Here is a 12355-nt window from a genome sequence, read left to right on the forward strand (position 1 = left end):
GCGACAGCGCAACAAAAAGGGGAACGAGGATGCTTTCAGGTCATGGTCCTTCCGGGCCGAAAACGACACGACGCAACTTCCTGCTCGGCGGGCTCGGCGCTACGCTTGCAGGCGCTACCGCCGGCAGCGTGCTCAGCTGGGCGGATCTTGGCATCGCCGCCGAGAACGTCGCGCTGCCCGACATCACCTCAATTCCGGAGACGCTCAAAGGCACGGGCGAAGTGCGTGTCGTCGCCTATGGCGGCGCGGCGCAGGCAGCGCAGCGGAAGGCGTTCTTCGAGCCCTTCGAGCACCTGTCCGGCATCAAGGTGATCGACCTCGAAGGCGCCGACCATAACAAGGTCCGCGCCATGGTCGATGCCAAGGCCGTGGAGTGGGACTGCGTGCAGCTCGGACAGCCGCAGGTGCTCGGCATGAACCTCCAGAAACCCTATTGGGAGCCGATCGACTACAGCCTGATCGACACGACGGACATTGCGGCCTTCAATCGCAATCCGCACATCGCCGAGTTCATGGTTTTCTCGCAGATCATGGCCTACCGGACCGACGCCTTCGCCGGGATGCATCCGGACGGCTGGGTGGACTTCTGGGATGCGAAGAAATTCCCCGGTCCGCGCTCCATGGTTTCGGCCGCCGGCTCGGCATTGCCTGAACTCGAATATGCGCTGATCGCCGCTGGTGTTCCCGCCGACAAGCTCTATCCGCTGGATCTCGACACGGCGTTTGCGAGCCTGTCGAAAATCAAGCCGCATATCGCCAAATGGTGGGAGACGGGGGCTGCACCGGTCCAGCTGATCAGCAGCAACGAGGTGGTGATGACCACCGCCTGGAACGGGCGCATCGCTTCGCTGCAAGCCAACAACGTGCCCGTCGCCATCGGCTGGAAGAATGCGCTTCAGAAACGCGATGGCTTCGCTGTGCCGAAGGGAGCACCCAATCTGACCAATGCGATGAAGTTCGTCGCCTTCACCATGATGGCAATCCCGCAGGCGCGCTTCTCCATGCAAATCCCGTACGGCTTCACCAATCGAAAGGCGGCTCAATATATCCCCGCCGAGATGCTCGTGAAGCTGCCCACCTCACCGGAACACCAGACGACGGCCGTCCCTCAGGACTATGCTTGGTGGAGCGCCAATCGCGACAAGGTCGTGGAGCGCTGGAACCGTTGGGTTCTCGAATAAGCTCGTCGGGCAGCGACCGGCTCGCCGGCATTTTGATCCGATACCGCGGCAGCCCTATCTGCCGCGGCCGTTCGGCGGCGTTGCCGCCCTCCCGCCGAAAGAATGCTCATTCCAATGACGATGGATGCAGCCGACGCCGTCCGTCCCGATGAACGGAAAAGGCGCGGACAGCCGGCTGAGCACAGCCCGGCCTCCGGCATAGGCATGCTGATCCTGGCCACCTTCCTGTTCTCCCTGTCGGATCTGTGCGCGAAGATACTGAGCGAGCGCCTGCCGGCGCTGGAGGTGGCATGGCTGCGCTATCTCGCCGTCTCGCTCGCGGTCATCCCAGGTCTCGCCTGGGGCGGCCAGTTTCTCGCCTCGATACGTTCGGCGCAGCCGATGCTCCAGGTTCTGCGCGCCCTGTTCGCCCTCGGCTCTGCCGTCTTTTTCCTGTTCGCCTTGAAGTTCCTGTCCACCGCAGAGGCGACAGCGACCTATTTCGTGTCGCCGATACTGGTCGTCCTGTTGTCGGCCCTGGTGCTCCGCGAACCCTTGGTTTGGCAACGCTGCATCGGCGCGGCCGTCGGCTTTGCCGGCGTGCTGATCATCGTCCAGCCGGGAACCGACGCGTTCCGGCCGACATCACTCCTGCCCATGCTCGCCGCCTTGTCCTGGGCCGGCGCCGCGATCGCCACGCGCCTGATCAGACGCGACCGGCCGGTGACCACGATCGCCTACACCGCCTGGACGGGCTGCATCGTCTCGACCTTCCTCATGCCTTTCGTATGGGTCCCGCTTTCCTGGGGCGACATCGCACCCGTGCTCGGTCTCGGCATGGCCGGAGCAAGCGGTCACTGGCTCATCGTCGAGGCTTATCGGCGAGCCGAGCTCTCGGTGCTGGCGCCGTTTTCCTACAGCCAGATCGTCTGGGCGTCGGTGCTCGGTGTCCTGGCGTTCGGCAGCATTCCCGGCACCGCCACCATAGTCGGCAGCGTCATCATCTGTGCGACCGGGCTTTATGTCGCGCGATACGAACGCGGGCAGGCACAGGTTTCGACGGCGGCGCCGTCTCCCGCCAAGTTCTAGGACAAGTCTATGCAGCTTTTGCATCTCATCCGCGTGGATATCGACCCTCAATTCGAGAGCGCCTTCAATACTTGGTACGACGAGGTCCACGTGCCGGCCATTCTGGCGTGTCCGGGGTGGTTGTCGGCGCGCCGCTACGTGGCCACGGATGGCGGGCCGAAGTTCATCGCCGTTTATGAACTCGCGGGAAGCTGGGCGTACGAGACCGAGGTTTATCTGCGGACCAAGGGCTTCGACGATTTCACGCCGCATATCCGCAATCTCGTCCGCGTGCAGGGCGCCCTGATGCCCTCCCGATCACTGGTCGTCGACCTGCCGGACCGGAGGAGGGCCCGGGAACGGTGAGGCAGCCGCCGCCTACCGCTGTCCCCTACGTACTTATTTCGTCTTGATGATAGGTGAATCATGAGCGTGACCGAGGATGCCAAGCGTACCGCCCGGCAGTGGATGGACGACAACGACCAGCGCATGTCGGACTTCCATGTCGAGATCTGGAATTATGCCGAGCCGTCCTGGCGCGAATACAAATCCGCGAAGGCCTTCTGTCAGTTGCTGAGGCAGGAGGGGTTCGAGGTCGAGGAAGGGTCGGGCGGCATGCCGACGGCCTTCGCCGCGACCTGGCGCAATGGCGAGGGTCCCGTCGTCGGTGGCTATGCCGAGTATGACGCGGTGCCGGGCAACTCGCAGCAGGTGGTGCCCTACCGCGCGCCGCGCGAGGGGCTGCATCCTTGGGCGGCCGGCCACACTGATCCGCATTCGGCGCTCGGCGTCGGCGCGCTGGCCGGCATCCTGGCGGCGAAGGCGGCGATGCAGGCTCACGACATCAAGGGGACACTCAAGTTCTTCGGCGAGCCGGCCGAGAAGATGTGCGGCTCGAAGCCCGTCCATGCGGCCAAGGGCTATTTCGACGGATGCGACGCGTTCATCTCCTATCATCCGCTCGCCGCCAATACGACGGTCTGGGAAACCCATTCCGGTGCCTACTGGAGCGCCGTCTTCACCTTCGAGACGCTTAGCCCGGAGACCTGGATCGACAAATCCCTGCTTCCGATCAAATCGTCGCAGCAGGCCGTGGCCCGGTGTCCCGGCGCCATCGATGCGCTCTGCTTGATGTACACGACGAGTAAGTTCCTCCGCGACGGGATGTTCCCGCACGCCGGCGGCTGGACCTGCAACGAATTCGTGCTGACGGCCGGGGAGGCGACCTCCGACAATCTGCCGCCGCGCTTCAGCCAGATCCAGTATTCCTGGCGCTCGCCGCGACTGGAGATCCAGGAACACATCTACCGGGTGCTCGCCAACAACGCCAAGCATGTCGCGGCGGCGACCGGGACGCAGGCGTCGGTACGCTGGGTGACGAAGACCCGCATCGGGCTCGCCAACAATGCCATGGCGCGGATCACCTATGACAACCTCAAGGAAGTCGGCGCCCCGGTGCTCGGCCCGGAAGCCGTGGCCTTCGCACAGGACGTCCAGCGCAACCTCGGCCTGGAGGTGATGGAGCAGCCCTTCCTGCCGAAGATCCTGGAACTGCAGGATCCGCACGACTACGAGGCATGGTTCCGCAGCTCGCTGCCCGAATGGCAGCTCAATATGGGCTCGGACGACTATGTGGAATATACGTGGCACGCGCCCACGGTCCGATTGTTTACCCAGCGCCCGAAAATGCAGCCGCCGACCGAGGGTTACGAATATCCCGCCTGGGTCTACAACGCGCTCGGCGGCCTGCCGGCAGCAAACGATCCCGGCATTCAGGTCGCCGCCGAGACGATCGCCCTGACTTATATCGATCTGCTGACACGTCCGGACCTGCTGGAGGAAGCCCAAGCGGAATTCCGCGAGCGCACCGGCGGCGGCATCGGCGGCACGAAATGGGTGCCCCCTCTCCTGCCTGCCGATTTCGACGCACCGGTCGATCTGCGCTGGCCGGAATATGTCTCCACCGTCCGCGGTGAGGAATGGTGCCTTCCGACCCCGCATGTCGGCTCCGGCGGCGGCGAAGTGCTCTGATGTCTGGCTCCCCCACGCCGGACCGGCGCGGGGGAGCCTGTGTTGGAATGGAGGATCTTTGCGTGCAGGACGAGCCACTCATTCTCATAAAGGACTATGACACCGGCGTTCGGCTGATACAGCTCAACCGTCCGCGCAAGCGCAACGCGCTGACCGTCGCATTGGTCGAGACTTTGGCGGAAGCCTTGGCCGCCGCCGACGCGGATCCGGCTGTCGGCGCGATCGTCGTCACCGGCGACCGTCTCGCCTTCTGCGCCGGCTCCGACATCTCCGACCAGAACGAGAAAGGCACGGGCCATGTGTTCTCGCCGCGGCGGCTCGCCGCCTGGGAGCGCATCGGCCGGGTTGCCAAACCGACCATCGCCGCGGTGAACGGCTATGCCCTCGGCGGCGGTTGCGAACTCATGCTGCTGCTCGATTTCGCCGTTGCCGGCGAAGACGCCATGTTCGGAACGCCGGAGATCAATCTGGGCGTCTTTCCGGGCGACGGCGCCACCCAGCGCCTGACGCGCCGGATCGGCCGGCCCGCCACGATGCGTCTTATCTTCACCGGCGAGCGGATCAACGCCCGACGCGCGTGGGAACTTGGCCTCGTCACCGAGGTCGTCGCGCCGGAACATGCCGTCGAGCGGGCTCTCGCGGTCGCGGCGACGATCGCATCCAAGAGCCCGCTCGCGCTCCAGATGGCGAAGCGTTCCATCATCGATGGCGAGGACCTGTCCATGGAGGAAGGTCTCGCCCTCGAGCAGCGCAATCTTGCCACGGTGTTCGAAGGGGAGGACTGGAAGCTCGGCATGCGGGCTTTTGTCGACAAGGCCGAACGTCCTTCCTTCCTGCCGAAGCCGGCCAAGCCGGACATGGCCTGACCGCCAACCGTCGAGAGGATGCCATGAAGAAACTGATGACGGCGGACCAGGCGGTACGTGCGATCCCCGACGCCGCGACCGTCTCAATTCCCGGCAATGCGAGCATCATGGTCGTTGATCATCTGCTCGCCGCGCTGGAAGCACGCTTCCTGCGCGAGGGCGCTCCACGGGATCTGACGGCGTTCCTGCCATGCAATGCCGGCCTCGGGCCGGGTACCGGCGTCGATCGCTTCGCGCATCCCGGACTGCTGAAACGCTACGTCGCCTCGGCCTTTCCGATCCACGACGGATCGGCGCTCTCGCGCATGATCCTCGCGGCCGATGTGGAAGCCTACAACTTCCCGATGGGCGTGCTTTACGGCCTGGTGCGCGAGGCGGGAGCGGGGAGGCCCGGCCTTGTGACGGAGGTCGGCATAGGGACCTATGTCGATCCCGACGGCGGGCAGGGTGGCAAGATGAACGCTCGCACGACGGAAGATCTCGTCGAGCCGATCACTCTGGCGGGAAAGAAGCTGCTCTTCTACAGGACCCAGCCGATTGACGTGGTATTTCTCAAGGCGACGACGGCCGATGAGAAGGGCAATCTCAGCTTTGAACGCGAACCGCTCACGCTCGGTGCGCTCTCGTTGGCCATCGCGGCGAAGGCGAATGGCGGCAAGGTGTTCGCGCAGGTCGAACGGATCGCTGCGGCCAAGAGTCTGCACCCGAAATCCGTGGTGGTGCCCGGCCATCTTGTCGACGGCGTGGTGCTGGCTCCAGACGCCCCTCCTTCCGCTACCGGCTGCTATGATCCAGCCCTCACTGGCGAAAGCAGGGTTCCCGTTCCGCAACCGGATTTTCGGGACGTCTCCGCGCGGATCATCATCTCCAGCATCGCCCGCCGTCTCTCGCCTGGCTGGATGATCAACCTCGGCGTCGGCATTCCGAGCATGTTGCCCGTATTGCTGGCCGAAGCCGGCGTCATGGACGCGGTCACGCTTACGACCGAACACGGCGGGATCAACGGTTTTCCCAATCCGCTGCCGATTTTCGGGGCTCATAGTAACCCGGAGGCGATCCTCGATCCGCCCTCAGTGTTCGACATGTATGATGGCGGGATACTGGACGCGACGCTGCTTGGGATGGCCCAGGCAGACGCGGTGGGCGACGTCAATGTCAGTTGCTTCAACGGCAAGCTCATGGGATGCGGCGGCTTCATCGACATCACCAGCCGGACCAGGAACATCTATTTCTGTGGCACGCTCACGGCGGCGGGAGCGGCGGTTTCGCTGCGCGACGGCGCGCTCGTGGTCGAGCGCAACGGCCGAGTTCGCAAGCTCGTGCGCGAGGTCGAGCACAGAACCTTCAACGGGCGGCAGGCACTGGCGCGCGGCCAGAATGTCACGCTGGCGACCGAGCGGGGCAGCTTCTCGCTGACATCGGAAGGTTGGGTGTTGACGGAGATCGTGCCAGGCGTCGATCCCATGCGCGACATCGCCCCGCATGTCGAGTTCGAGCTCAGAATCTCGCCCAAGCTGACGACGCTCGACGTGCCGCTGACACCGGACACGGCGAACGCCCCGCACTGGCTGGCAGAGCGCCTTCTCGCCTAATTGTCCGTCGGCAGGATCAGACGCCGGCTTCGTCCAGCCTGCCGAACAGATCCTCGACGACGGCGGCATGCTGCATGCGGATAATGGCCTCCGCCATCTGCAGGTCTTGGCGCTTCAAAGCATCGAGCAGCAACCGGTGCTCACGCGCCAGCCCGAGTTCGCGCCCGGCGCCATAGCCGAAGCGCAGACGGAAGGCGCCGATCAGTTCCCAGCCGCGCAGGAACATTCTGAGCGCCTCCATGTTGCCGCCGAGCTCGACGATACGGGCGTGGAGCTCGCGGTTGAGCCGGACTCCAATCTCCAGATCGCCGCCGCGGATGGCGGCCTCGTAGGCCGCGCTACGGACTTCGAGCTCGTCGAGCTTGTCAAGTGTCAGGGTCTTGATCGCGCGGCGGATCGCCAGCAGTTGCAACTCCGTGTTCAGCTCGTAGAGATCGCCGATGAAGGCGCGATCGAGCCGTCGGACCGTGGCGCCGCGGTTAGGCTCGATCTCGACGAGCCCCTCGCCTTCCAGCTTGCGAAGCGCCTCGCGCAGCGGCATCGCGCTGAAGCCGAGGCGGCTGGACAGCTCCGCGACCTTCAGCCTGGCACCGGGACCGTACTGGCCGGACAGGATCGCCTGCCGGATGAGTGAAGTCGCCTTCTCGACCGAATTGGCCGAGACGTCGTCGCCGGCGGTATCGCCGGTCCCGTTTACCTTCTGGCGCCCGGAAATATGGGTCATGCTGCACCTTCGGTCACGCTCGAGCGACGGACGCCGGTTCGATGCCTATCGCCCCTTGAAAGCCGGCTTGCGCTTCTCCGTGAAGGCGGCGATGCCCTCCTCGTGATCCTCCGTCTGCCAGAGGAGCAGCTTACGTTCCAGGCTTAGGCTCTCATCGAGCGGTTTCTGATAGGTCATTAGCACCTCCTCCTTGATCATGGCGACGGCAAGCGGCGACATCTGCGCGATCTCGCGAGCGATCCCGACGGCACGCTCGACGGTGTTCCCGGCCGGCACGACCTCGAGCGCCAATCCCCAGGCGCAGGCCATGTCGGCGTCGATGAACGAGCCGGTCATCATCAACCACATCGCCCGGGATTTGCCGACGATACGCGGTACGCGCTGCGTGCCGCCGTCGCCGGGAAAGGCGCCGATCTTCACTTCCGGCAATCCGAACTTCGCGGTGTCCCCCGCAATCACGATGTCGCAGAGCGTGGTCAACTCGCAGCCGCCGCCGAGCGCGAAGCCGTTCACGGCCGCGATCAACGGCTTATGGAACCGCTCTATGGTCTTCCACGCCTTCAGCCGTTCGGCCTGAGCCCACATGGGAATGCCGTCGTCCGGCATTTCCATGATGTCGGCTCCGGCCGAGAAGGCGTGCGCGTCGCCGGTCAACACCACCGCCCGCACGTCGTCGTCCTGCTCTGCCTCATGCAGAACCGCGGCCGTCTCGCGCAGCAACTGGCGGTTCAGCGCGTTGCGTGCGTCCGGCCGATCGAAGCGGATGAGCCGGACATGCGGCGCCGGCATGGTCACGCAGATGGCGGGCCGCTCGGCCTGTGTCATGCATGCTTCCCGGCGGATATCGGGTCGCCGGCCGGCCGCCGATACAACAGAGTGGCGTGCTCGGCCTCAATGACGACTTCGTCGCGCTGATTGAGGAGCTGCAGCTTTTCGACGGCGATGCCGTGCGGTCCGCTGCGGCTTTCACGCTTGCTGTCGAACACCATCCTCACATACACCGCGTCTCCGGCGAACAGCGGGCGGCGGAAGCGGACCTTGTCCCAACCCAGCGAGGCCACGGAGGTGTTCTCATAGAGCTTCAGCTCCGACTTCAGTCCTTCGATCAGCGACAGGCCGAACAGCCCATGCGCGATCGGCCGGCCAAACCCGGTCCTGCGGCAATATTCTTCGTCCGTATGCAGAGGATGATGATCGCGGGTGACATCAGCGAAGGCGAGGATATCCGCGGTCGTCACCAGGTGAGGATCGGTGCGGACCTCATCGCCGACCATGACGTCCTCATAATAAAGATCCACGAGGGCCTGCCTCGGCTTGGGCGACGCGCGCTTCTCCTGAACGGCGTCCTCCTCGACAAGAACAGCCTCCGCGAGATGGCAGAAGTCGCAGTTCTCGTCAGCGGCCTCACGGCCGATCACGGCGAAATCGGAGACATCCTCGAGCGCGAGCAGGGCATGGTGCCAGACACCGGGCGCGTAGTTGATACCCTGCCCCGGCATGGCCCTGAATGCGCGAATCCCGTTGGCGTCGACAACATCTTCCGCAGGTGCGACAACCATCAGGAAGGGCCGGCGCGACAGCGACAGAAAGGCCTGGGATGACAGCGGATGCCGCTCCAGCGTGCGGACGCGGAGCGGCAGCCGGCAAGGCATGGCGCGGAACAGACTGATGAGCGGCCGGCCGCCAGCCTCGAGCAGGTCGAGCGCGGCGACCGCGTCGAAGCGCCGCGCGGTGCCGTCATTGACGCTCAGGCCGCCATTCGCCGGCACCTCGATCACCTGGCCGAACGGCGCGAAGGCCTCGCCGGTCAAGGGCTGGATCGCGATCCGCCGCGGTGGTCCGGAGGGTGCGCTCATGCCGCGATCCGTGGCAGGTCGGCCTTGCCGATGGTCTCGATCACGCTCCGGGCAACATCGGCCGGGACGGGCAGCAGCGGCCGCCGCGGCACGGCGTTGGCGATGACGCCCATGTGCTGCAGCGCGATCTTGATGCGGGTGTGCATGTCAATCAGCGGCGGGGAGCCGTAGATGGTGCGGACGATCGGATAGAGCGCATCGTTCGTCGCGCGCATCCGCTTGAGGTCGCCGGCCTTGGCGGCGTCCCAGAGCTCGGAAAGCAGGTGCGGAATGAGGCTCGCCATGCCGGACAATAAGCCATCGGCGCCGACCGCGACCTGGGCGAGCAGCCAGTGGTAGTTCGACGGCAGGATCGCCACCTCCGGCGCCAACGCCTTGAGCCGTCGCCAATTGTCCTCATAGAGAGCGATGTCGCCGCTGCCTTCCTTGATCGCGATGACGCGCGGGCGGCGCACCAGCTCGGCAAGCACATCGGTGCTGTAGCCGAGCCCGGAGCTGACCGGCTGCTGGAAGATCGACACCGGCAGGCCGACGGCGTTGAGGATGCGGTCGACATAGTCGAGGACATACCGGCCGTCGCCGCTGGCGCCGCCGGCATATTGCGGCATTGGAAACAGCACGGCGACGTCGACGCCCGCCTGCTCGGCGGCCTTGGCCTGCTCGATGGCATCGGCGGTTGAATACGGGATGATCCCGGTCAACAGCGGCACCGCATCGCCGATGAAGGCCCGCGTGCGCCGGATGACCTCCGCACGCTCCTGCGGCGTCAGCGCCGCTCCCTCGCCGGCATGGCCGTTGACAAAGACCGCCGTGATGCCCTTCGGGGCCGTGCAATAGGCCAGCAATCGCTCGTAGCTCTTCCAGTCGATCGAAAAATCGTCCTTGAAGGGAAGAACCGTGGCGACGGTGACATTGTCCAGCCGGACGGACTTCATTTCTGTCTCCATTTCGAAATCTTGGTATCTCTGCACCGGGAAGCCGGCGTAGCCTTCAGGCGAATTCCCGCTCCAGCTGCCGGGCGATGATCAGTCGCTGGATCTGGTTGGTTCCTTCGTAGATCTGGGCGAGGCGAACATCCCGAAAGATCCGCTCGATCCTGTATTCGCGCGAATAACCATTGCCGCCATGGATCTGCAGCGCATTGGAAACATGCTTCATCGCCATGTCGGTCGTGAACAGCTTCGCGTGGGCCGCCTCCTTGGCGATGCCATGCCCGGCATCGTGGAGCCGCGCGGCATGATGGATCAGCAGACGCGCGGCCGAGATGTCCGTCGACATGTCGGCAAGCATGAACTGGATCGCCTGGAACCGGATGATCTCGGAGCCGAATTGCTGGCGTGCCTTGGCGTAGGCGATGGCATCCTCCATCGCGGCCTGCGCCATGCCCAGGGCCATCGACGACATCATCAGCCGAGAGAAGTTGAAATTGCCCATCGCCATCTTGAAAGCGCCGTTCTCCGGACCGATGCGGTTCGTCACCGGCACACGCACGCCATCGAAGATGATCTGGCACTCGGCGAGGCCATGCATGCCGAGAAGTTCCTCCGGCTTGCCGCGCACGATTCCCGGCCGGTCGCTTTCGACGAGGATGCAGCTGATGCCGTTATGGCCGGCCTCGCGGTCCGTCTTGGCGAAGACGATGATGAAGTCGGCGACGCGACCGAAGCTCACCCACGCCTTGGTGCCTTCGATGACATAGTCGTCGCCGTCGCGCCGGGCCGTGGTGCGCATGCCCGCGACGTCGGAACCGAAATCCGGCTCGGTTGCGGCGGTGGCCGGCAGGAGATCGCCGCTGAGCACGCCGGGAATGAAGCCTTTATGGAAGTCGTCGCCATGCTCGTGCAGGAACCGCGCGGTCTCCACCGGCAACGCATAGGCGTTGCCGAGCGTGCCTGAGCAGCGGGCGATGTCTTCCATGACGAGGCAGGCGCTGCCGGTCGAAAGGCCGCAGCCGCCGGCGGCTTCCGGCAGGTTGACGCCGAACAGGCCGAGATCGGCCAGTCCGCGATAGAGCTCGCGTGGGAAGCGGTTCTCTCTATCGATCGCCGCGGCCGCCGGCAGCACCGAGGCTTCGGCGAATTTCCGGACGACGTCGCGCAACAAGCTCTGCTCGTCGGTGAGAAACTGATCCAAGGCTCCGCCCGATCCGCGTCTAGCTCAATATTTGATCAAATGACGCTTTATGCATCGGCCAGAATTGCCACGGCGTGTGCCACCTCGTCCGGCGCTCGCTCAAGGAAGTAGACCACCACCGATTTCGGGGCGGCGCCATAAGCGGCAATGGCAGCCTTGGTAACCCGCTCGGCAGCCTGGCTGCGAAGCGCGGCGTCTCGCCTCAAGGCGTGGATTTTTATGAAGATTCTCTGTTTCGGCTCGGGAGCCGGGCATGCTCCTGCATGAGCATAGTTTTCGCCGGGGAACGCCTGAAAATAAGTGGAGATGATCTCCGGGGCGATGTCGTAGGCGGCGGCGAGCGCCTCGGTCATCAGCCGGGCGGCCTCTCGCCGCCGCGCGCGCGCCAAATCGCTGCCATCACTGAAATCATTCACTTCGAGAAACGGCATGGAAATGTCCCGCCACCTGCTCCGCCATATTTTCGGCGTGCCTTCACTTTGCCCACGCAACATGATTGACAGAGGATATGATCAGATGTCAACTTTATTCATATAAATTAGATCAAAGATATATTGACGACATACGATTGAGGCGGACGTGATGGGGTTCCGTGGCAGCTACACCGTAATGGTTACGCCGTTCGATGAAGCCGGCCGGCTGGACGAACCGGCATTGCGTCGCTTTGTCGATTGGCAGATTGCGGAGGGGACGCATGGCCTGATCCCGCTCGGCAGTACCGGCGAGTTCCTGTCGCTGACCCGCGAAGAGCGCCGGGCTGTGGCTGAGATCGTCGTGACTCAGGCCGCCGGCCGTGTGCCGGTGCTGGTCGGTACGGCTGCGGAATGGACGGATGAAGCTATTTCGCTTTGGGACTGTCAGGAATTTCGTGTGCAGGGCGGCCATACTGGAGCTGATGGAGGTTCCCGATGGCACGACGCAAAGC

Annotated in this window: 13 protein-coding genes; 7 read left to right on the forward strand and 6 right to left on the reverse strand. The window is 64.5% G+C overall.

Going from position 1 to position 12355, the window contains the following annotated elements:
• Positions 1-29: 29 nt before the first annotated feature.
• The 6 genes from AC1RU4_RS25020 to AC1RU4_RS25045 all read left to right on the forward strand — a co-directional run bounded on the left by AC1RU4_RS25020 (position 30) and on the right by AC1RU4_RS25045 (position 6717).
• Positions 30-1181: an ABC transporter substrate-binding protein gene (locus AC1RU4_RS25020; RefSeq protein WP_492894372.1), complete on the forward strand. Its 1152-nt coding sequence runs from the start codon at positions 30-32 to the stop codon at positions 1179-1181.
• A gap of 114 nt (positions 1182-1295) precedes the next feature.
• Positions 1296-2249, forward strand: coding sequence for a DMT family transporter (locus tag AC1RU4_RS25025; RefSeq protein ID WP_492894374.1), 954 nt, complete (start codon positions 1296-1298; stop codon positions 2247-2249).
• Between the two features lie 9 nt (positions 2250-2258).
• The gene (locus AC1RU4_RS25030; RefSeq protein WP_492894376.1) at positions 2259-2594 is read left to right on the forward strand and encodes a hypothetical protein; all 336 of its coding nucleotides are present in this window, start codon (positions 2259-2261) and stop codon (positions 2592-2594) included.
• 60 nt (positions 2595-2654) lie between these two features.
• Complete coding sequence (locus AC1RU4_RS25035) at positions 2655-4259, forward strand: M20/M25/M40 family metallo-hydrolase (protein WP_492894378.1); 1605 nt, start codon at positions 2655-2657, stop codon at positions 4257-4259.
• Positions 4208-5125 carry an enoyl-CoA hydratase-related protein gene (locus tag AC1RU4_RS25040; protein ID WP_492894380.1) on the forward strand — a complete coding sequence of 306 codons (918 nt, stop codon included), beginning with the start codon at positions 4208-4210 and terminating at the stop codon, positions 5123-5125. The genes AC1RU4_RS25035 and AC1RU4_RS25040 overlap by 52 nt, the downstream gene beginning before the upstream one ends.
• Positions 5126-5148: 23 nt before the next feature.
• A complete protein-coding gene (locus AC1RU4_RS25045; RefSeq protein ID WP_492894382.1) occupies positions 5149-6717 on the forward strand; it encodes a CoA-transferase in 1569 nt (522 codons plus the stop codon).
• A gap of 16 nt (positions 6718-6733) precedes the next feature.
• Here AC1RU4_RS25045 and AC1RU4_RS25050 read toward each other — a convergent pair whose 3' ends face one another.
• From AC1RU4_RS25050 to AC1RU4_RS25075, 6 genes are read right to left on the reverse strand one after another with little or no spacing between them, the layout of a single operon-like run.
• A complete protein-coding gene (locus AC1RU4_RS25050; RefSeq protein ID WP_492894384.1) occupies positions 6734-7441 on the reverse strand; it encodes a GntR family transcriptional regulator in 708 nt (235 codons plus the stop codon).
• A 45-nt stretch (positions 7442-7486) separates the two neighbouring features.
• Positions 7487-8266: an enoyl-CoA hydratase-related protein gene (locus tag AC1RU4_RS25055; protein ID WP_492894386.1), complete on the reverse strand. Its 780-nt coding sequence runs from the start codon at positions 8264-8266 to the stop codon at positions 7487-7489.
• The gene (locus tag AC1RU4_RS25060) at positions 8263-9297 is read right to left on the reverse strand and encodes an ureidoglycolate lyase (RefSeq protein ID WP_492894388.1); all 1035 of its coding nucleotides are present in this window, start codon (positions 9295-9297) and stop codon (positions 8263-8265) included. The genes AC1RU4_RS25055 and AC1RU4_RS25060 overlap by 4 nt, the downstream gene beginning before the upstream one ends.
• The gene (locus AC1RU4_RS25065; protein WP_492894390.1) at positions 9294-10232 is read right to left on the reverse strand and encodes a dihydrodipicolinate synthase family protein; all 939 of its coding nucleotides are present in this window, start codon (positions 10230-10232) and stop codon (positions 9294-9296) included. Before AC1RU4_RS25065 ends, AC1RU4_RS25060 begins: the two co-directional genes overlap by 4 nt.
• Positions 10233-10287: 55 nt before the next feature.
• On the reverse strand, positions 10288-11430 hold the full coding sequence (locus AC1RU4_RS25070) for an acyl-CoA dehydrogenase family protein (RefSeq protein ID WP_492894392.1): 1143 nt from the start codon (positions 11428-11430) through the stop codon (positions 10288-10290).
• A gap of 47 nt (positions 11431-11477) precedes the next feature.
• Entirely contained in the window at positions 11478-11861 is a 384-nt protein-coding gene (locus tag AC1RU4_RS25075; RefSeq protein WP_492894394.1) for a hypothetical protein, read from the reverse strand.
• A gap of 151 nt (positions 11862-12012) precedes the next feature.
• Between AC1RU4_RS25075 and AC1RU4_RS25080 the strand changes: the two genes are divergently transcribed.
• Positions 12013-12355, forward strand: a 343-nt coding sequence (locus AC1RU4_RS25080; protein WP_492894396.1) for a dihydrodipicolinate synthase family protein, incomplete at its 3' end; no start/stop codon positions are given.

This window comes from Ancylobacter sp. GW821-FHT10E12, from assembly GCF_058809335.1.

Excerpts from the sequence above, each read along its gene's own strand:
- AC1RU4_RS25055 (WP_492894386.1), bottom strand. The coding sequence starts at position 8,266 with ATGACACAGGCCGAGCGGCCCGCCATCTGCGTGACCATGCCGGCGCCG.
- AC1RU4_RS25050 (WP_492894384.1), bottom strand. The coding sequence starts at position 7,441 with ATGACCCATATTTCCGGGCGCCAGAAGGTAAACGGGACCGGCGATACC.
- AC1RU4_RS25040 (WP_492894380.1), top strand. The coding sequence starts at position 4,208 with ATGGTGCCTTCCGACCCCGCATGTCGGCTCCGGCGGCGGCGAAGTGCT.
- AC1RU4_RS25060 (WP_492894388.1), bottom strand. The coding sequence starts at position 9,297 with ATGAGCGCACCCTCCGGACCACCGCGGCGGATCGCGATCCAGCCCTTG.
- AC1RU4_RS25035 (WP_492894378.1), top strand. The coding sequence starts at position 2,655 with ATGAGCGTGACCGAGGATGCCAAGCGTACCGCCCGGCAGTGGATGGAC.
- AC1RU4_RS25045 (WP_492894382.1), top strand. The coding sequence starts at position 5,149 with ATGAAGAAACTGATGACGGCGGACCAGGCGGTACGTGCGATCCCCGAC.
- AC1RU4_RS25030 (WP_492894376.1), top strand. The coding sequence starts at position 2,259 with ATGCAGCTTTTGCATCTCATCCGCGTGGATATCGACCCTCAATTCGAG.
- AC1RU4_RS25065 (WP_492894390.1), bottom strand. The coding sequence starts at position 10,232 with ATGAAGTCCGTCCGGCTGGACAATGTCACCGTCGCCACGGTTCTTCCC.
- AC1RU4_RS25025 (WP_492894374.1), top strand. The coding sequence starts at position 1,296 with ATGACGATGGATGCAGCCGACGCCGTCCGTCCCGATGAACGGAAAAGG.
- AC1RU4_RS25020 (WP_492894372.1), top strand. The coding sequence starts at position 30 with ATGCTTTCAGGTCATGGTCCTTCCGGGCCGAAAACGACACGACGCAAC.
- AC1RU4_RS25075 (WP_492894394.1), bottom strand. The coding sequence starts at position 11,861 with ATGCCGTTTCTCGAAGTGAATGATTTCAGTGATGGCAGCGATTTGGCG.